This is a genomic window from Nostoc sp. JL34, from assembly GCF_017114945.1.
Lineage (GTDB): Bacteria > Cyanobacteriota > Cyanobacteriia > Cyanobacteriales > Nostocaceae > Nostoc.
In genome coordinates this window covers 1-18721 of the sequence record NZ_JABXKQ010000158.1, presented here as the reverse complement: position 1 = coordinate 18721, position 18721 = coordinate 1, and the positions used below count along the sequence as shown (strand labels likewise).

Below are 18721 nucleotides of genomic sequence, written 5' to 3'. Positions count from 1 at the left end.
AACTTTTGCGCTCACTTTACTTCAACACAGTAAAAGATGTCAAATGGGTTCTATAACATCGCCAAGCGTACCTTAGCAGTAGTTACTGCACCACCCAGTTCTTTTAAACTGAGTCCCATCCCACCTTCTGCGGATTGGCAGTTTCACCTTGCCGAAGGTTGTCCGGCTCACTGTCAATACTGCTACCTAGCTGGAAGCTTGTCGGGGCCACCTGTCATCCGCGTTTTTGCCAACCTACCGCAGATATTAGATAACTTAGCCAACTACGAGCAGCAGGGGAAAACCACAAGTTTTGAAGTTAGCTGTTACACAGACCCATTGGGTATTGAGCATTTAACTGGAAGTCTGGCTGAATGTATCCGTTACTTTGGCACTCGTACCAATGCACATCTACGTTGGGTATCGAAGTTTGATGCTGTGGATGGATTACTCTACTTACCACACAATGGGCATACCCGCTGTCGGATGAGTGTTAATGCCGCACCGATTTCTGGTAAGTTTGAAGGTGGCACAGCATCCGTAGCATCCAGACTTAATGCGTTGCGACGGTTGGCGCTACCACAAGAGCGTGACGGTGGCGGTTATCCAGTAGGCTTGGTTATCGCGCCAATTATGCCGATAGACGATTGGCAAATGCACTATAGTCGTTTGTTTGACCAAATAAACGAGGCACTGGATTTTGACTGTGACCTTACCTTTGAACTCATCTCGCATCGGTTCACACCTGGGTCAAAAGAAGTGTTACAAACTTGGTATCCGCAATCAAAATTAGAAATGGATGAGGCCAAACGCAGTGTCAAGCGTAATAAGTTTGGTGGGACGAAGTACGTTTACGATAAAGACACAATGAAGGCGTTGCGTTGCTTTTTTGAGACTGAGATTACTAAGCGCTTTCCAAATGCTGAAATTCTTTATTGGACTTAGAAGACTACTTCGCTCATATAGAGTTTGAGCAAATTAATTATTGGGTTAGAGAGCGATTGATATTTATGCGATCGCTCTCTTTTCAGGTTGCTCAGGTGCATTAGACTAAAGCCGTAACACATCCTACAAAAGAATTACTTTTTAAAACCTAGTGGTCTGTCCCAAAAATTTTGATAGGTTTGTAGTAAGCACTTTAGTGCTTAAAAATTCATGACTAAAGTCCTGACTACGAATTTTTTTACCCCCCGCCTGGGTTTGGCTGCGACCACGCAAAGCGGGATAATTTGGGCAGACTACAGGCGGCGTTATACATTAATAAGTGTATCTGCAATACCGGACTTGTTCTGGCTTAGTCTCAATAGCAAAGGTTTGGAGATGTTTACTTTATCAGAAACTTCTATCCTGGCGGCAATCCTACTGGTAGCTTTAGGCATTTTGGGCTGGGGCTTTTATCGCGCCAGACCTTTTGGTAAACTGGGAATCTTAGCCTGGTTACAGTCGGTGGTGTTGATGACTCCCTGGCTCCTGTTTTTTGGGTTGTTTGCCGTAGGAATTTACATCAATATAGCGGGTATATTGTTCTTAGTGGTGACTTCCGCCGGATTATACGTCTATTTGGGCAGACAGTTACGCGCAGCTGGGCAAGATGCCATCCTCAAGCAACGCGCAACCGAAAGACTTGCTGCTGCTTCCTTACTTGAAGCAAATTCCCCACAACCAACAGCAGCAGAACTGAAACCGCAGATCCCGCCGATACCAGAAGATGATTTGAATGCAATTAAAGGTATCTTTGGTATCGATACATTTTTTGCCACAGAAACGATCGCTTACCAAGATGGAGCCATTTTCAAAGGCAATTTGCGGGGAGAACCAGAAGAAACTCACAACCGTCTAACTGCAAGTTTACAGCAACGCCTTGGCGATCGCTATCGTCTGTTTTTAGTGGAAAACACAGATGGTAGACCCGTGATGATTGTCCTACCGAGCCGCAACGATCCCAAGCCGATGTTGTTATCGCAAAAAGCTTTTGCAGGTATTCTGTTGATAGCAACCATTGCCACAAATTTAGAAGCAGCGGGATTACTGCTGAATTTTGATTTTTTTGGCAATCCAGGGCGGTTTCAAGAAGCTTTACCCATAGGTGCTGGGATATTTACGATTTTAATAGCTCACGAAATTGGTCATTGGTTACTTGCCCAGCGTCACCAAATTCGCCTTAGCTGGCCCTTTTTTCTGCCCGCAGTGCAAATTGGCTCCTTTGGTGCAATTACCCGCTTTGAATCTCTGTTGCCCAACCGCAAGGTATTATTTGATATCGCCTTGGCAGGGCCAGCCGTAGGTGGTATGGTCTCTTTGTTAATGCTGGTGACGGGCTTGCTGCTTTCCCACCCAGGTAGTTTATTTCAATTGCCAAATCAGTTTTTCCAAGGATCGATTTTGGTTGGAAGTTTGGCGCGAGTTGTCCTTGGTTCGGCGTTACAGTCACCCCTGGTAAGCGTTCATCCCCTAGTGGTGATTGGTTGGTTGGGGTTAGTAATTAACGCTTTGAACTTGATGCCCGCAGGACAATTAGATGGTGGGCGGATTGTTCAAGCAATTTATGGACGCAAAACCGCAGGACGAGCAACGATCGCAACTTTAATTTTACTGGCGCTAGTGTCTCTCGGTAATACTCTTGCCATGTACTGGGCGATCGTGATTTTCTTTTTGCAACGGGATCAAGAACGCCCCAGCTTGAATGAAGTCACTGAACCTGATGATGCTAGAGCCGCTTTAGGTCTTTTAGCTCTATTCTTAATGATTACTACCCTTTTACCCCTAACTCCGGGCTTGGCTGGGCGTTTGGGAATAGGATAATGCTGAATTAGGAGTAGAGACGCGATTAATCGCGTCTCTACAGGAGTTAGGAATTTAAAGAATTCTGCCCATCTCCCCACTCCCTACTCCCTACATTTCTACGGTTTCCAACCTGCTAGCAGATTCGGGTAAGCTGTTGGTGTGGGGAAAATTTTCTGGAAGCCAGTTTGACGTTCTTGAAGCTTTTCTTTGCTCATATTCCAGAGAGTTTCATAGAAAAAGAAGGAGACTCCAGCAAAATTGCGATCGCGTACTTTTTGCACTTGTGTCTGAATCTGCTGCATCGATATGGATCTATTTTTCAACCCAGCCAAAATGCCCACACTCACTGGAATATGACTCTTGGCTGCTTTCACTTCTGGGTATTCTAATTCACTAATAAAAACATTCAAGTCATCCCGATATACCTGCAAAACTAAGTCTTCAATGATTCCCAGGCGTTCCCACTTTTGCCAGTCTGCTAAAAAGAAGTCATAAGAGAAGCGCTGGGGATTAGGAGCAACGGAAACCAAGCAATTTTTTTTAGTAGCTTTAATAGCTGTAAATACCCGTTTCATAAAGTCGGTGATTTTGTTAGCTCTCCAGCGCACCCATTCTGGATCTTTGAAGTTTTTGGAGGGAGCTTTACCACGGTGTTCTTTCTTGTAAAGTGCTACTGTGTAAGCATCGTACCCTAATTCTGATGGCAAGCCAAAATGATCATCAAATTGAATACCATCAATATTGTAGTTTCTAACAATTTCAACGATTAAATCTTGAATGAACTGTTGTACTTCTGGGCGAAAGGGATTTAGCCAAACGCGATTATGTGTCCCTTCTTTGACAATCCGAGTCCCATCACTGCGACTAGTGAGCCATTGGGGACGATTTTTGGCTAATAGAGAATCCGCTGGTGCCATGAAGCCAAATTCAAACCAGGGAATCACTGTTAACCCTTTTTGATGTCCCACATCAACAATTTCTTTGAGGATATCTCGCCCTTGCAGTCCGGGTGTAGGATCGAGCGATCGCCCAATAACTTTCGCTGCAACTTTACTAGGATACAATGTATATCCCCAATTCCAAACCGCCGGATAGATGGTGTTAAAATTGAGTTCATCAAGACGTTGCAAAGATCCCTTGAGGCGATCGCGCTCAAATAACACATCACTATCAATATTTGTTAACCACACTCCCCTTAACTCAGATGCAGGCGTTGGCGGCAGATTAATTTGAGCATTCAAGGGGAAAGATAGCATCACCGTAGCTACCACACTTAAGGTAAGCATAACGGCAAACAAAAGAGACTTTCTGCTTTGGCGAATATTCCACCAAAAAGGAAATTCAACACACCACTTTATAAACCTTTTCATCATTTGGTTACAGACATCATCAAATTATGAACAACCAGCATGAATAGCGATCGTTTCGATTGTAAGCGCTAAAACGATCGTCATGAACTGCGTACAGCAGAACACATGAAAGAGGCGCTGGGGACTGGCTCAACGCCTCGCTACCGCTAACAGCCCTTTCAAGTCTGGTCAATCTTAAAAAATTTATCCTCAAAAAGTATTGAGTCGTTACTGAGTTCTCTTGACTCCAAAATATAGCGCTTCTCGGTTGAGTCCAATACAGACCTAACCCCCAGCCCCTTCGCTGCTAGCATTGGGAAGCAAAATTCAAAGCCTCTCTATCCATTATAAACATCTTTCTTAACAGAATATTTGACAGAAGAAAGCAGTTATGTAGTGGAGTAGAGAGGTAAAAAATCATGATTGACTCTAGAAAATAGCTGACTAAAATCAACAAAGACGCAAAAAATATCATTCTCTCATGGTTGAGAGTAGATGAAAGTCTAATGATCACAAATAGAAGAGTGAAAAAATTAAACAAACTGACTCAAGGATGGGATGATCATGAACGATTGAGAGATTGACAAACTTCCCAACCTTGAACAAGATCATGTAATCGAGTCAAGCCACGCCAGAGAACTTTCACGCCAGGAAAGCCATCGTCTTTACGACCTAAAAACCCACCAAGTCGAGCAATCCAATTCACAACATCAGCTAGAGGAGGTGGTGCTTTGTGAGGCTAAAGTTGGTGATTTAAGGTGGCATAGAGGACTTGCCACTCGTGCGGTTAGCATAACTAATTATGCGGACATGATATGACTAAAATTCGCGTTGTGAAAAGATAAAAATAGCGATCGCTAACAACATGGCACTATAAAGTAAGCCATAGCCAGCATTTGTAATCAGTGCAGTTGTGTCAGGTAGTGCTTGCAAACCATAAACGGCATCATTTTTCAAATTTAATCGAGATAAATCTGGTAAGATGAGAAACAAACCTTGAGTTAGACGTTCCATACCAGGGTTATGGCTAAGACGCCCAAGTTGTACTAAATCTTGAGTAATATTTCCGATTAAATATACCGCAAAGGTTAAAAGAGTCGCTAGCAGAGAAGCAGTAAAAACACCAAAGGTAATAGCGACAGCCGTGATTAATGACAACTGCAAAAATAAGAAAATTGCAGCAATTAGAATACTTGCAGTTGAATGAGGAATGTTACCAACTTGCAGAAATACCAGATAAATTGCTGTCATCGTGGCGACAAGTACAGCTAGTACTGTGGATAAACCCAAGTATTTACCGACGATAATTTCGCTACGGCTGACAGGTTTAGCAATTAACACCAAGATAGTGCGTTTCTCAATTTCTTTATTAATCAGTCCCGTACCAATAAATACCGTAACAATTAACCCGATGGCATTCATCGCCGCCATCCCAAAGTCTAAAAATATTTTGTCTTCAGTCGTAGCTGCAAATTCAGGAAGGACGCGGAAGGCAGTGGCGAGTATTAGCGCGTAAAAACCAATAATATATAGGATGCGATCGCGTACCACTTCCTGAAATACATTATTTGCCAATACAAAAATTCTGTTAATTGTCATTTGTCATTTGTCATTTGTCATTTGTTATTGATCATTAGGAGGAGACAAGAAAAAGGCTTCTTCAATAATTCTTCCTTGTCCCCCTCCCCACCTTTACTGCTGAGGAGGCGGTGAGCCAGCAATAAGTTTACTGGCGCGATCGCATTCAATTTCTGCAACTGTAATCTTATTCTCTGAATTATTGGCTGCTGCAACTGGTTCAATCCGACAAGATTTCTTCAAATAATATCCCCGTGGGTTAGAACTTGGGCCTATCCAAATACTTAGTAAATCTAATATATATCCAGATTTAGTATTAGCTACACGCGGTTCGACGCGCCATAGTTCCTTTTCTTCATATTTACCCAGATTCTTTTGAATTACTCCCCTACCCAAAGTTCCTACCTGCTGTTTCGCATCTAGCAACCATTTTTCCACTTCCGACCAAGGTGTTTCAGCTATTTGTTCTACTACTAGTGGTTGAAGTTTTTCTAGAATTACAACGCCATTTCTGGGGATTTTTACTGCTTGTTCTGTTCTGACAACAAAGGTACTACGTTTAAAAGTATCTGCCTGCAAACTGGGATATTGTTGTAACCAATTATCCATCACAAAGTAAAACTGAATCCAGCAACTTAGCAGCATACTACAAGCAACTAAAACTATGATTTTTTGGCGATCTTCTGGCTTAGGAATGCGAGCTTTAGCATCGGTATCATTTCCTTCAATAAATTCTGGTATTGCCGTAATTAGTGCTGAAAGTGTCGGCCAAAAAACAATTGTTCTTGATGTAATGACATCTTGTTGATTTCCAAATGCAAAAACACTCACTAAGAATCCAGTTATCACTGCCCCAACTGGCATAAAAGTACCAGGAACCCTCAAAGGATCTTCAGTCGTATACCAAGCTGTGCCGGCAATGAGAAATAACCAACCGAAAAAGGCAATTATATCTTTGATATAACCTGTAGCAAAATATGAAAGCACCCAAGAGAAAACACTCATATAAATAAATGTCTGCCAAGAATAAGCTTTGGGTGGAACTATTACTTTTCTAATTCCCGCATAAAGCCCTTCAGCAAATTTAAAAACTCCAAATACATCTTTAAATATCGTATTCATTTTCCTCCCTACACTGATTAATTAATCACTAATTTTCCTCGAAATTAAACAAGTAAATTTTTGTTATTTTGAACGGAATAATAAAATAACAGTTATCGCAGTATAGCTCAGAGAATTCGCTATTAATATAGTAGTAACTAAATTAGTATTTTGTAATTGAATGCTGCTAAAATGACGCCATCTCTGCCGATGAGATGTTTTAGGCTCCTCTTCTTTTTTAGCTATTGGTTCATTTAATAATGATAGTAGTAAAATCCTTAAAATTAAAAACTTTATCAAAAAAGTAGCGAAGAAAATTATACATGACGTTAAGATAATTAAAGTTTGGGTATTTGGCGATTTAAAACTATTAAAAAATATATAGTTAATTAATTCTGATTTCACCTGTACTGGCAACATTGGTTCTGATACAAAAAATATAAACCAACCAATTACACTAGAAAATAGATTGATAGAAATGGCATAAAAAGTACTGGACTTTTTATCAAATTTTAGTCGAAAGTGTAAAACATATGCTTCGATGGGGATGGCAATCAGTACAAATAAAAAGTCAAACAGAATTCCACCAATGGGAAAAATACTGGGAAGCATCCAATTTTCAGGCATAAATCGTCAAGGGTAAGGGTTAACTGTAGTGAGTATAACTGGGATAGTGAGGGAGATGGCAATACGGTTCGGTTAACAAATTTATCTGTTGAGGCAAGGGGAGAAGAGAGGTAGGGGAGAAAGAATTTCTAGCAAATATACCTAGCAATTAAAAATAGCGGCTACACAAACGAACGCGAGTGCGTCTCGCAGAGAAGTCCACCTACGCGGACTCAAGGAATTTTCAACCCACGGAGGTGGGTTTTGTTTGTATAGCCGCGAATTCCATTCGCCAGGGCTAGGGGTATTTTTACACTCATTGAGATGCTCCCTTTCTTCCCCTCCTGCTTTCCCTGCTTATCCGAACCGTATTGAGGGTGATGGGGGAAATTATCCCATTGTTCTTGTCCTTTACTATGGTGGCGTGGCAGTATTCCTTTATTGATATTGTTAATACATCTACTTAATCGTTGTACGGATATGCTAGAGGTGCAGTTTTTCTACTTGAGAGTACAACACGTTTGAGGGAATAAATCCCCTCTTGCCGCTTTCATGCCGGACTTCAAAGACATTCAATCCTCAAAATCCAAAAAGTTTTGAGGGTTGCACTTCCTTGCTCTCAACCAGCATTCTTGTAAGATTAAAGACTGCCATAGTTATAGCTTTTTGAGAAATGACAAGGAACGGTATCGGTATTCGCACGGCGCAAGTGCGTCAGGAACGGCTCATTGGTCAAATTCACGTCTATGATGGTGTGGGTAAAGGTAAGTCCCAAGCGGCTTTGGGGGTGGTTTTGCGCTCCATAGGCTTGGGGATAAATACGCCTAGCAATTCCAACCGGGTTTTACTGTTGCGGTTTTTAAAAGGGCCAGAACGTGATTATGACGAAGATGGCGCGATCGCAGCTTTGCAGCGTGGGTTTCCCCATTTAATTGACCAGGTTCGGACTGGGAGAGCCGAATTTTTTGGGCATGAAGAAATTACTACCTTTGATCGAGATGAAGCGATGCGGGGTTGGGATGTGGCCAAAGGTGCGATCGCCAGTAGTTTATATTCAGTTGTCGTTTTGGATGAAATTAACCCGGTTCTAGATTTAGGTTTGCTACCAGTAGATGAAGTGGTACGGACATTAAAATCCAAACCTCAAGAGTTGGAAATCATCGCCACTGGACGCGCTGCACCGCAAAAGTTGCTCGATATTGCAGATTTGCACTCAGAAATGAAACCTCATCACCACCCAACAGCCAAAGCTCTCTTCCTTGAAGGGATTGAAATTTATACTGGTGCTGGTAAAGGCAAGTCTACTAGTGCTTTAGGCAAAGCCTTACAGGCCATTGGTAGGGGAATTAATCATCCAGGGTCTACCCGTGTGTTGATTATGCAGTGGCTTAAAGGTGGTAGCGGCTATACAGAAGACGCTGCGATCGCTGCCTTACAGCAGTCATATCCAGAAGTGGTGGATCATCAGCGCTGCGGTGGAGATGCCATTGTCTGGCGAAATTCCCGGCAAGAATTAGATTATGTAGAAGCCGAACGGGGTTGGGAAATCGCGAAAGTTGCGATCGCTTCTGGATTGTATAAAACTATTATTCTTGATGAACTTAATCCCACCGTTGACTTAGAATTACTCCCTGTTGAACCCATTGTTCAAGCTTTGCTCCGCAAACCCCGCGATACCGAAATCATCATCACTGGTCGCTGCCAAAATCCACCCGCATACTTCGACTTGGCTAGCGTCCACTCAGAGGTTTATTGCCACAAACACTATGCCAATCAAGGTGTAGAACTTAAACGAGGTGTAGATTTTTAAGCGTTAAAGTTACTGCTGTTTGTATTATTTTCATTGGAAATTACCATGATTGAGACAACGCGAACATTCACTCCAGATTGGGTATCTCCTCCCGGTGATACTATCGCTGATATATTAGAAGAGCGTGATTGGACACAAGTACAGTTAGCAGAGCGATTAGGCTACACTACGAAACATATCAGCCTACTCATCAACGGCAAAGCACCCATCAATGAAAAAACTGCCCTGAAACTGGAACGAGTTTTAGGGAGTACGACAGCATTTTGGCTCAATCGTGAAGCCCAATATCGGGCCGGTTTAGCACGGATAGAAGAAGAAAACCGCTTAAAGGAGTGGACAACTAGCAGGATTTTTTACTTCTCGGTAGTAAAATATTTTGCACAAAGCGATCGCGTCCTGCTGCCTTTGCTTTATACAACGCTCGATCCGCTGCGGCAATCATTTCTTCCAAGTCAGAATCTGGCTGAGGAATTTCCGTCCTAAACCCGACACTAATGGTTACATGAGGACTAACTTGGGAATTTTTATGAGGAATTGCTAGTGTTCGGACGGCATGACAAATTTTGTCGGCAACATGAGTGGCCCCTTCAGTGTCTGTGTTAGGTAAAATCACAGCAAATTCTTCCCCACCATAACGGGCAACTAAGTCTCCAGGACGTTTAATAATATCTTTGATGGCTTGAGCAATTTTTTGAAGACAGCGATCGCCTACCCGATGACCATAGGTATCATTATATAATTTGAAGAAATCAACATCGCAAAGAATCAGGGAGAGAGACTGTTGATCCCGTTTCATGCGCTGCCACTCTTGATTAAAATACTCTTCAAACCGTCGGCGATTAGCTACTTGAGTTAATCCATCGATAGTAACTAATCGCTGCAATTCTAGATTAACGGCTTCTAGTTTCTGCTGTAACTGAGATTGCTGAATCAAGCGTTTTACCCGTTGTCGCAAAACTGGCCAGTGAATCGGTTTGGTAACATAATCCATCGCCCCCACTTCAAATGCCCGGTCAACTGACTCTTGATCTTCAAGTCCTGTAATCATTAAAACTGGAGTGTGCTTGCTACAATCAAGAAGCTCCAACTGAGTGCAACAATCAAACCCATCCATATCCGGCATTATGGCATCAAGGAGTACTATATCAGGGTGCAGTTGCTTAAAAGCTTTTATTGCCTCTATGCCATTTTGAGCTTCTGCTATTTTATACCCTTCCCGCTCTAAGAAATGCCGCAATATCAAGCGGATAAAAGGTTCATCATCAACAATTAGAACTAAAGATTGACTTTCTTGAGCATTGGCTTTCATAGTACTTCCTTTGCAAGTTCTTTTTGTAAGGCAGTTTTAACTTGTTCATATTCCTGGTATAGTTGTGAGAGCAATTCTAGGCTGTTTTCTAATTTACTACTCCGTCCCTGTATTTCTAACACCTTGCAAAGCTGCGCCAGGGCGATCGCTCCAACAGAAGCACTGCTGGATTTGAGTTTGTGGGCTGTCTTCCATATAGTCTGGATATCCTGAGTTGTGATAGCTGCGCTGATATCTTGCACCAGTTTCGGTGTCTCTGTAAGATAACACTCAATCAGTTCAGCAAATACCACACGATCTCCTCTGACCATATTCCGCAAGGATTGGAGAATTTTGGTATCAATTTTGGCGCTTTTTAATGTCTGGTTTTGCCCTTCCTGTAGAACATTTGGCAAAGGTGGCAATTCTTTGGACATCACTTTCCCTTGTTTTTCTATGGAAGTGAATTCAGAACTTCTTTGAGGTGGGCATTTGCTGAGTGCCTGAGCCAATTCTTGAAGCTGAATGGGTTTGCTAAGGTAGTCATCCATACCAGCAGCAAGACAAGTTTCGCGATCGCCCCGCATTGCATTAGCAGTTATGGCGATGATATGGGGACGAAAACCTACTTTCGATTCTTGACAAATTCTCCGAGTTGCTTCTAACCCATCCATTTCAGGCATGTGGACATCCATCAACACTAAGTCATAGGGCTGTTTTTGCAAAGCCTTAAGCACTTCTAGCCCATTGCTGACGACATCTGCCCCATAACCCATTTTCTCTAGCATCAGTAGAGCAACTTTCTGATTGACAACCGTATCCTCTGCCAGAAGAATTCGCAATGGCAGTCGATGGGCCAAATGCTGATCAACCAAAGGAAAATGAGAAATACTGGCTGGGATCGGCTGATTACCCAAAACACGGGTAATCACGTCATAGAGTTGAGACTGTTTGATAGGTTTACTCAAAGAGGCAGCAAACAGGACATCATTAAACTCAGAGGAAGTTTCTACTTTACCCAAAGAGGTCAGAATCACCAAAGGCAGATTTTGACAACTAGATTGCTTGCGGATTTGACGAGCTAGGGTTATGCCATCCATTTCCGGCATGTGCATATCTAAAATGGCAATATCAAACTGCGTTCCCTGAGCAAGTTCAGCTAAAGCTTCTTTACCAGATTTGGCAGTATAAGTTTCCATTTTCCAAGACTCAGCTTGCAAGCTAATAATTTGGCGATTGGTCAGATTGTCATCCACAATCAACAGTCGCTTGGATGTAAGCTGCACTGGCGAAGTCCTTAATTCAGCTTCTTCTGACTGAGCAGCCACTTTGGTAGTAATGGTGAAGTAGAATGTCGAACCTTGGGAAGAACCAGGAGATGTTGAAGCAGGCAGGAGGCAGGATAGCGCAGTGTTAGTGAGTCCGCGTTCGCGCAGTGTCTCGTAGAGAGCGGCGGCAGAAGGCAGAAGGAACTCCATCTCAGTGGAGGTCTTAAACCCTTGCTCTTTCTGGTCATCAGTAAGTTCGTGCTTTTGGCTTCTTGACTTGTCTTCTGCCTTTGTTAATAATTTTCCCCTTTCCCATCTAGGGCTAGGATTGCCACCAACAAACCCCTGGCTTTCTACCCAAAGAGTGCCACCCATCATCTTACTGAGCCGCTTGCTGATGACCAGTCCTAGCCCTGTGCCGCCATATCGTCGAGTCATGGAGACATCAGCCTGAGTGAAGGGTTGAAATAACCGCTCTATCTTCTCAGGTGCAATCCCGATACCTGTATCTTTGATGGCAAATTGAATTTCGTAGAGAAATTGCGGGTGTCTAACAGGGATCGGGGACTGGGAAGAAGTTTCTTGATGCAAATCCCTATTACCCGTTATCCCCAATCCCCGATCCCCAATCCCCAGTTCAACAGAGAGTACCACTTCTCCGTTTTCCGTAAACTTAATGGCATTGTTGAGGAGGTTCATCAAGACTTGGCGCAGACGTGTCATATCGCCGATGATTTGAGTCGGAACTTGCGGTTGGATCAAGTAAGCTAGTTCGATATCCTTTTGGGCAGCTTTCGGAGCTAAAAGGGAAATAGCCTGCTCTACACAAGCTCTCAAATCAAAAGGCTGTTCTTCTAATTCCAGTTTGCCCGACTCAATTTTAGAGAAATCTAGAATGTCGTTGATGATCGTGAGCAGGGCATCTCCACTACTGCGAACTGTTTCCACAAAGTCTTGCTGTTGAGGTGTGAGTTCAGTATCCAGCAGTAGACCTGTCATGGCAATAACAGCATTCATTGGAGTCCGAATTTCGTGGCTCATCATCGCCAAAAACTCACTTTTTGCCCGATTTGCGGCTTCTGCCTGACGTTTTGCCCGCTCTAAAGCAAAGTTTTTCAAGGTAAGTTCTTCACGTTGGCGCGTTTCTTGTTGCAGTAACTGAGCTTGTGCTAGAGCAATACCCAGTTGAGCCGCCACTGCTTTGAGTAATTCGATTTCGTCTTGTGTCCACTGGCGAAAATAGCTGCACTGATGTAAGCTGATCGCACCATTAGGTTCTCCTTGATAGGAGGTGCGGATTGACAGCATAGACTTCAGCCCAATCCGTCGGCAGATTGGTTCAACCGCCTGGAGTAAAGGATCAACATACACATTTGGAGAAGCGATCGCTATTTCTTGTGCCATCATCTGCTCTGCATGAGGATTGTTCATCATGGGAACTTCCAATTTCAACATGGAGCAGTAACCAGGGAGTATATTATACTCTGCTACTAGGGGAATTCTGGGTGTGGGGTCGCTAATATAAGAATGGATCAAACAGCGTTCAGCTCCAAATGCTTGTCCAATTTGGGTAGCAGCCGTCTCAAAAATTTTGCTGGCATCAAGACTTTGACGAATTTCCTGAGTAATTTGTTCAAGTAGTAAGGTGCGATGCAATTGCCGTTGCAACGCTTCTTTCGCTCGTTTGTTTTCGGTGATATCGTGATTGACGCCAACAGTGGCAACAGTTTCCCCCCGTTCATCCTGTAAAGAGACTACGGTTGTCTCGCAAATCCCCTGACTGCCATCTTTGCGAATAAATTGTATTTCCCCTGACCAGCGTCCTTGCTGGTTGACTGTTTGCAGAATTTTGGGGCTTAATGTGGCAGCTACTTCTGGCTGATGCAAAATACTGGGATGTTTAGCCAAAATCTCGGCTTTGCTATAACCAAACATACTTTCGGCAGCAGGATTCCAGTCAATAATATTTCCGGTTAAATCTGTGATAATTACGCCATCATGCATGTTTTCAAAGGTGAGAGCTTGCCGACGCAGACTAGCTTCAGCAAGTTTGCGATCGCTAATATCTGTCTGAATGCCAATAAAGTGACTTAACTTGCCATTTTCGTCGTGGATAGGAGAAATACTTAATTCATTCCAGAATAAAGTACCATCTTTGCGATAGTTACGGAGAGTAACTTTACAACTTGTTCCAGCTTGAATAGATGACCGCAATTCATGAAGTGCTGGTTGCTTGGTATCTGTGCGTTGCAAAAATCGACAGTTTTGCCCAATCACATCAGTAGCCTTGTAGCCTGTTATTTGCTCAAAGGCGTGGTTGACGTAAATAACCGGAGTATAAGCGAGTCTGGCATCGGCAATAATAATTCCATTACTAGTAGCAGCAAGTGCCCTCTCCCTCAGTCTTAAAGTTTCTTCAACCAACTTCAAATCAGTAATGTCAAACATAAACCCTCTCAGCATAGTAGGAGTTCCTGCTTCCTTAACTACGCTAACAACGTCTCGCAGCCAAATAACTCGCCCGTCGGCTGCTAACATCCGGTATTCTAATTCGTGATTCTCGCACCTAGCAGTTGCTTCTTGACAAAAACGAACAGACTTTTCCTTGTCATGTGGATGCAGATGATTAACCCAAAAATTTTCTTCGTACCACTCTGCGATCGGATAACTTAGCAAGTCTACCGCTTGCGGCCCAACATAGATAAATCGCCAAGTCTTCAAGTCCAACTCCCAAGGGATAACTTTGACAGTTTCCAGCAACTGCCGCAGATGATTTTCGCTGGTACGGAGGACAATTTCTACCTGTTTCTGTTCAAAAATCCTGTAAGTTAACTCCTGATTTATTGCTGTTATTTGTTGGTTACTTACTCTCATCACCAGAGCGAAATAGATTGATAATATCAAGTTGCCGATAACCAATAACTCGGCAACCAATAACCCTCCAATCAATACTACTTGTGTTAATAACCCCGGAGTTTGGATTAAAAATCTCTGCCAGAGTAGAACTACAGAGATTGAGAAGACAATCCCCAGCAACAGCGCTAGTAATTCTCGTTTACGGAAAAATTTCACAGCTTTGAACCAGTTATATCGGTGCTGTTTGACCACTTATTAACCCTCCAGCACTTTCAGGGCTTATTGCGCTAACTTTTACTTTTAAGTAATCTAAAATATCAATAGCAAGGGGGCAATTACGGAATTTATTTTTCAGTAATATGTTTGTGTATAATCTTGATAAAAAAATTTAATAATTCCAGGTTATAATTACCGTTTTTTTAATAGCTACAAATTGTCTGTAATCGGCTTCTCTATAAGACGCACTCAGGGGGAGCATCTCAATGAGTGTAAAAATACCCCTAGCCCTGGCGAATGGAATTCGCGGCTATACAGACAAAACCCACCTCCGTGGGTTTAAAATTCCTTGAGTTTGCGTAGGCGGACTTCTCTGCGAGACGCTACGCGTAGCTTGCTTTTTCGTTCGCGTAAGCGTCCCGTAGGGGATACTGTTGGCGAAAGTGTTACAAACGCACGGACAAAAGTGTTACAACTCAAAGCCGCAACTACAGATTGAAGGTTTGAGCTTACGTAATGCTTAATAAGACAATAATGTATTACATTCGCCAACAGTATCCGTAGGGAAGGAGTCCGTTTGTGTAGCCACAATTTTTAATCGCCAGGTATATTTGCTCAGGTTCGCTAACATGCCCTTGACGCGAATAAACTTCAAGTAATATTATGTCCGGTTAATTACTTATGATTACCGCATCCGTGCAAAAGTCAGGAAAACCTCTTTCTCCCTGCTCCCTGCCCCCTGCACCCCTGCGGTCTAAATAATAAGTCTTTACTCGAACATGATATCACTGGCTCACCAAACATAGATGCACAAAGGCTTACTGTTTAGTTAATTGGCAAGGGTGGCTCAGAAACTCAGATTTTAAAAAGTAGATAAGTAGTCGGACAGAATTAATTACGCTTCTACTTACAAAAGTAGACATAGCCGTTAACAACATCCAGAATTGTTGAGTGAAGCGGAAATTGCAATCTGGAGTTGTAAGTGATGTTTTTGACAGGCTATGACGCTCGGATGCGAACAGCGTTTTGCAGGCAACATTCGGCTTAGGTTCTCTACGAGACACACTCGCCTTTGCTATCGGTGACATATTTTTAATTCTTTTATCATGCCTAACTCGATCGCAAATGCGTAGACACCCAGAGGCAGACTTACTGTATCCTTACTTTTAAGTGAGCTACGCCCAAGATCGCAAAAAAAGGTTAGTGGGGATTGGGAACAAGGGTTAAAAAGATTGAATCTTTCTTTTCTCCTTAACCCTTCCCTTTCCACCACAAGAGTGCAAAAGTCCCTTTTACAAGAGACGCCCATGAACAGAGTGAGTACAAAGCCCCCGCTACACAAGCACAATTCCGAACGAAAATCTCTTTCCCTGTTCCCTGTCACTTGTAAGCTGTTCCCTATTTTCAAGATAGGTCTATCGCCTATACTTGTACTTTAAATTACAGCTTCTTGGTGTTGACAATCAAAAACAACCATGTAGGAAGCATTTGGTATTTCCTGAGGAAGGTGCCGCATATAGCCATCGGCATCAGAACGGCTGCGGAAGCGAGCAACAATCTCCCGTTGCGTATTAGGAAGTAGACGAGCGATCGCCCAAGAATTGAGGCGTTCTTTATAGGCAGTAGCCTGATTGTCTGATTTGGAAGCTTTGTAATCCGTATTTTCTGGCATAATTATGTTATCCGTATGAAGTTTCATGAAGGACGTTAATTAGTTTCTAGGTAGGAATGCACTAACGCTTTTTTTTAATGCTGCTGCCACCTTGTTATTCGATTATTTATAGATTGTCAACACTTAGCGCTATATTTTAGACCCACTGAATTGGAATTTTCGGAGGGCTATGAATCTCAAAGCCTTAATTTGCAATTGTTTCCAGGGCACAATAATGCTCAATCAAAAAGTTTGGCAATTGTTGGGTTTGCATGATTTGTATGCATACACATAAGTAAAGTCCGAATCAGTGCTAAAAAGAATATCAATGTCTGAAAAAATACTACTAAAAGCTCAATAGAAAATGAACAATAGCGTGCGTAAAATTAATCGGCGCGGACACACTCTTAATTTTTCTCTAGTGCAACTATTCAAGCTATATTGTGGGCATTTACATTTTTTATAGTTAATTTATGGTACTTAAAATTCCAGAGTTTCTTTAAATATTAAACAATGATTTTTTCATGAGGCTCTTACTGCAAAACAGGAGTTGCTCTACATCCTAAATTATTTTTCAATTCTACTGATCTCTTTACTATTCCTTATCTAATAGGGATTCAAATTCAGCTTGTAAGGCAGTTATATCTGCCAATCTTGTGACTAGTAAATTATCCTTGCCAGCATCACTTAAACGGACTTTCCAATAACGAATACTATCTGAGTTATTCAACCAAAACTGAATTACAGTATCTACCACTTGATCCAGATTCCAACCCCACTTTGCTGGAACTGATTCCACCGATTCTAGAAACGTATCTAGTGTACACGTATGCATTCCTAAGTATTCTACGCCTTGGTGGGGTAGTTTTTGCTCATTTTGCTGTTGCTGATTAAAAAACTGCAAAAGTGGAGATACTCCTACAATGTCAAAAGTGTACTTCATCCTAGTAACCCCAGTTTTAAACTACTTGCACTAAAGCTTTAGTTCTTTATAAAATTATATCTAAAAAGAAAGTAAAGTATCTATAATTAGCGTTAAGTTGGACTATATTATAGGTATTAAGCCTTATCTCTAAATTAGCACTAGCAAGCCTTGAGTGCTAATCTTTGTTTAAGAGTTTAATTTATTATTAAATAGTTTCAGAGATTAATTAAGGGATGTATTTATTTTTAATAATTATTTAATGAATTGCCTTACGGCTTATAAAGGCTTGATCCTTCTTAATCCCCTTTTTAAGGCTTGTCATTACCAATATCTTTGAAAGTGGCTGTGTAATGAAATCAGTAGCCAAACACATATCTGGCAATCTCAACCAACTCCGCCATCAGGTCTACCAACCAGGTAGTCCATCAGATTTCCGTGCAATAAAACAATCTTTCTGGAGCGATCGCGATCCAAAAATCAGCTAGAGTCAAGGAATATAAATCCAAATTAAATTGATAGTGCAGTTCTGAAAGTGTCACTCACTATACTCGTCTTTTGATTGAAGCAGTGATAGCATTTATTTGTGTGAGGAGCAAGTTAAAAATAAAAAGCGTTTGGGGTGGAAACACGGCAACACTCCCAGACGCTTTTTAATTGGTATACAAAAAGATCGTTACAGCCTTTGCCGGACAATCAGCAAACTCAGGGCAGCATTCCCGCTTTTTGTCAGTAATGTCGTATTTATCTAAAATTTTGTATGGATGGAACCATATTGCAAAATCGTCCCTCCACGTCGCAATTGGGCGCTAGCAATGAGTTGAGTCCCATCTGGCAAAACTAAATCTGCAATCGTTGCTTGCTAGAATAGTTACAGTAATGTAATTCTACGCCAAGCGATCGCCACCCTTGAATCAATTTTGGATTTTTATAGGTAGCTTGCTTCTCGGAGAGTGATTATAAATTTGCTTGCTCTGAAACCTATTTAAATTATGGATTTTAAATTGCAATTCCCATTTATCAGGATTCCAGACCCGAATATCACAGTTCCAATCTTTAATAGGGATTTTGATGAATTGTAATTAGGTGTCATTTGTGCTTTGAAATTAGCACTGTGGTTTCAATCCCTAATAAGGATTTAGATGAATTGCAATAAATCATAAATAGGAATTCTATCTTCTAATTTTACAGTTTCAATCCCTAATAGGGATTTAGATGAATTACAATGCTTGGCATCATATCGCCGTCGTCAAATAAGCAGGGTTAGCGCGTCTCAAACCCTATTGACAGGGGGATTATGGCAGAGGTACTGA

General features: G+C 42.0%; 12 protein-coding genes and 3 pseudogenes. 5 read left to right on the top strand and 10 right to left on the bottom strand.

Going from position 1 to position 18721, the window contains the following annotated elements; all coding sequences use genetic code 11:
• Positions 1–36: 36 nt before the first annotated feature.
• Both HWQ44_RS29020 and HWQ44_RS29015 read left to right on the top strand, forming a co-directional pair.
• Entirely contained in the window at positions 37–924 is an 888-nt protein-coding gene (locus HWQ44_RS29020; RefSeq protein ID WP_292725408.1) for a spore photoproduct lyase family protein, read from the top strand.
• A gap of 375 nt (positions 925–1299) precedes the next feature.
• Entirely contained in the window at positions 1300–2781 is a 1482-nt protein-coding gene (locus tag HWQ44_RS29015; RefSeq protein WP_292725410.1) for a site-2 protease family protein, read from the top strand.
• Positions 2782–2879: 98 nt separating this feature from the next.
• Here HWQ44_RS29015 and HWQ44_RS29010 read toward each other — a convergent pair whose 3' ends face one another.
• The 5 genes and pseudogenes from HWQ44_RS29010 to fraC form a co-directional block, all read right to left on the bottom strand.
• Positions 2880–4133, bottom strand: coding sequence for a glycoside hydrolase family 10 protein (locus tag HWQ44_RS29010; RefSeq protein ID WP_292725409.1), 1254 nt, complete (start codon positions 4131–4133; stop codon positions 2880–2882).
• A 541-nt stretch (positions 4134–4674) separates the two neighbouring features.
• Positions 4675–4896 (bottom strand): annotated as a pseudogene (locus HWQ44_RS29005) (IS4 family transposase); the annotation flags it as partial.
• A 35-nt stretch (positions 4897–4931) separates the two neighbouring features.
• Positions 4932–5711, bottom strand: a complete 780-nt coding sequence (locus HWQ44_RS29000; RefSeq protein WP_292725407.1) for an ABC transporter permease — start codon at positions 5709–5711, stop codon at positions 4932–4934.
• A 93-nt stretch (positions 5712–5804) separates the two neighbouring features.
• Positions 5805–6812: a septal junction protein FraD gene (gene fraD / locus HWQ44_RS28995; protein ID WP_292725406.1), complete on the bottom strand. Its 1008-nt coding sequence runs from the start codon at positions 6810–6812 to the stop codon at positions 5805–5807.
• A gap of 63 nt (positions 6813–6875) precedes the next feature.
• Positions 6876–7418, bottom strand: a complete 543-nt coding sequence (gene fraC, locus HWQ44_RS28990; RefSeq protein ID WP_292725405.1) for a filament integrity protein FraC — start codon at positions 7416–7418, stop codon at positions 6876–6878.
• Between the two features lie 652 nt (positions 7419–8070).
• Between fraC and HWQ44_RS28985 the strand changes: the two genes are divergently transcribed.
• Both HWQ44_RS28985 and HWQ44_RS28980 read left to right on the top strand, forming a co-directional pair.
• Positions 8071–9207 (top strand): cob(I)yrinic acid a,c-diamide adenosyltransferase, encoded by a 1137-nt coding sequence (locus HWQ44_RS28985; protein WP_292725404.1) that lies wholly within the window; start codon positions 8071–8073, stop codon positions 9205–9207.
• A gap of 45 nt (positions 9208–9252) precedes the next feature.
• Positions 9253–9456, top strand: a pseudogene (locus HWQ44_RS28980) (helix-turn-helix domain-containing protein); the annotation flags it as partial.
• A 91-nt stretch (positions 9457–9547) separates the two neighbouring features.
• Here the strand turns inward: HWQ44_RS28980 and HWQ44_RS28975 are convergent.
• The 4 genes from HWQ44_RS28975 to HWQ44_RS28960 form a co-directional block, all read right to left on the bottom strand.
• Positions 9548–10516 carry a PleD family two-component system response regulator gene (locus HWQ44_RS28975; protein WP_292725403.1) on the bottom strand — a complete coding sequence of 323 codons (969 nt, stop codon included), beginning with the start codon at positions 10514–10516 and terminating at the stop codon, positions 9548–9550.
• A complete protein-coding gene (locus tag HWQ44_RS28970) occupies positions 10513–14871 on the bottom strand; it encodes a PAS domain S-box protein (protein ID WP_292725402.1) in 4359 nt (1452 codons plus the stop codon). The genes HWQ44_RS28975 and HWQ44_RS28970 overlap by 4 nt, the downstream gene beginning before the upstream one ends.
• A 1399-nt stretch (positions 14872–16270) precedes the next feature.
• On the bottom strand, positions 16271–16507 hold the full coding sequence (locus HWQ44_RS28965) for a hypothetical protein (RefSeq protein WP_292725401.1): 237 nt from the start codon (positions 16505–16507) through the stop codon (positions 16271–16273).
• Positions 16508–17081: 574 nt separating this feature from the next.
• Positions 17082–17429, bottom strand: coding sequence for a hypothetical protein (locus tag HWQ44_RS28960; protein WP_292725400.1), 348 nt, complete (start codon positions 17427–17429; stop codon positions 17082–17084).
• Between the two features lie 332 nt (positions 17430–17761).
• On the opposite strand from HWQ44_RS28960, the gene HWQ44_RS28955 reads away from it, so the two are divergent.
• Positions 17762–17896, top strand: a complete 135-nt coding sequence (locus HWQ44_RS28955; RefSeq protein ID WP_292725399.1) for a hypothetical protein — start codon at positions 17762–17764, stop codon at positions 17894–17896.
• A gap of 275 nt (positions 17897–18171) precedes the next feature.
• Here HWQ44_RS28955 and HWQ44_RS28950 read toward each other — a convergent pair.
• Positions 18172–18326: pseudogene (locus HWQ44_RS28950) on the bottom strand (lipoate--protein ligase family protein); the annotation flags it as partial.
• Positions 18327–18721: the final 395 nt, after the last annotated feature.

What these genes read in the sequence shown, in the direction of transcription:
- HWQ44_RS29020 (WP_292725408.1), top strand. Translation starts at nt 37, where the DNA reads ATGTCAAATGGGTTCTATAACATCGCCAAGCGTACCTTAGCAGTAGTT.
- HWQ44_RS29015 (WP_292725410.1), top strand. Translation starts at nt 1,300, where the DNA reads ATGTTTACTTTATCAGAAACTTCTATCCTGGCGGCAATCCTACTGGTA.
- HWQ44_RS29010 (WP_292725409.1), bottom strand. Translation starts at nt 4,133, where the DNA reads ATGAAAAGGTTTATAAAGTGGTGTGTTGAATTTCCTTTTTGGTGGAAT.
- HWQ44_RS29000 (WP_292725407.1), bottom strand. Translation starts at nt 5,711, where the DNA reads ATGACAATTAACAGAATTTTTGTATTGGCAAATAATGTATTTCAGGAA.
- fraD (WP_292725406.1), bottom strand. Translation starts at nt 6,812, where the DNA reads ATGAATACGATATTTAAAGATGTATTTGGAGTTTTTAAATTTGCTGAA.
- fraC (WP_292725405.1), bottom strand. Translation starts at nt 7,418, where the DNA reads ATGCCTGAAAATTGGATGCTTCCCAGTATTTTTCCCATTGGTGGAATT.
- HWQ44_RS28985 (WP_292725404.1), top strand. Translation starts at nt 8,071, where the DNA reads ATGACAAGGAACGGTATCGGTATTCGCACGGCGCAAGTGCGTCAGGAA.
- HWQ44_RS28975 (WP_292725403.1), bottom strand. Translation starts at nt 10,516, where the DNA reads ATGAAAGCCAATGCTCAAGAAAGTCAATCTTTAGTTCTAATTGTTGAT.
- HWQ44_RS28965 (WP_292725401.1), bottom strand. Translation starts at nt 16,507, where the DNA reads ATGCCAGAAAATACGGATTACAAAGCTTCCAAATCAGACAATCAGGCT.
- HWQ44_RS28960 (WP_292725400.1), bottom strand. Translation starts at nt 17,429, where the DNA reads ATGAAGTACACTTTTGACATTGTAGGAGTATCTCCACTTTTGCAGTTT.
- HWQ44_RS28955 (WP_292725399.1), top strand. Translation starts at nt 17,762, where the DNA reads ATGAAATCAGTAGCCAAACACATATCTGGCAATCTCAACCAACTCCGC.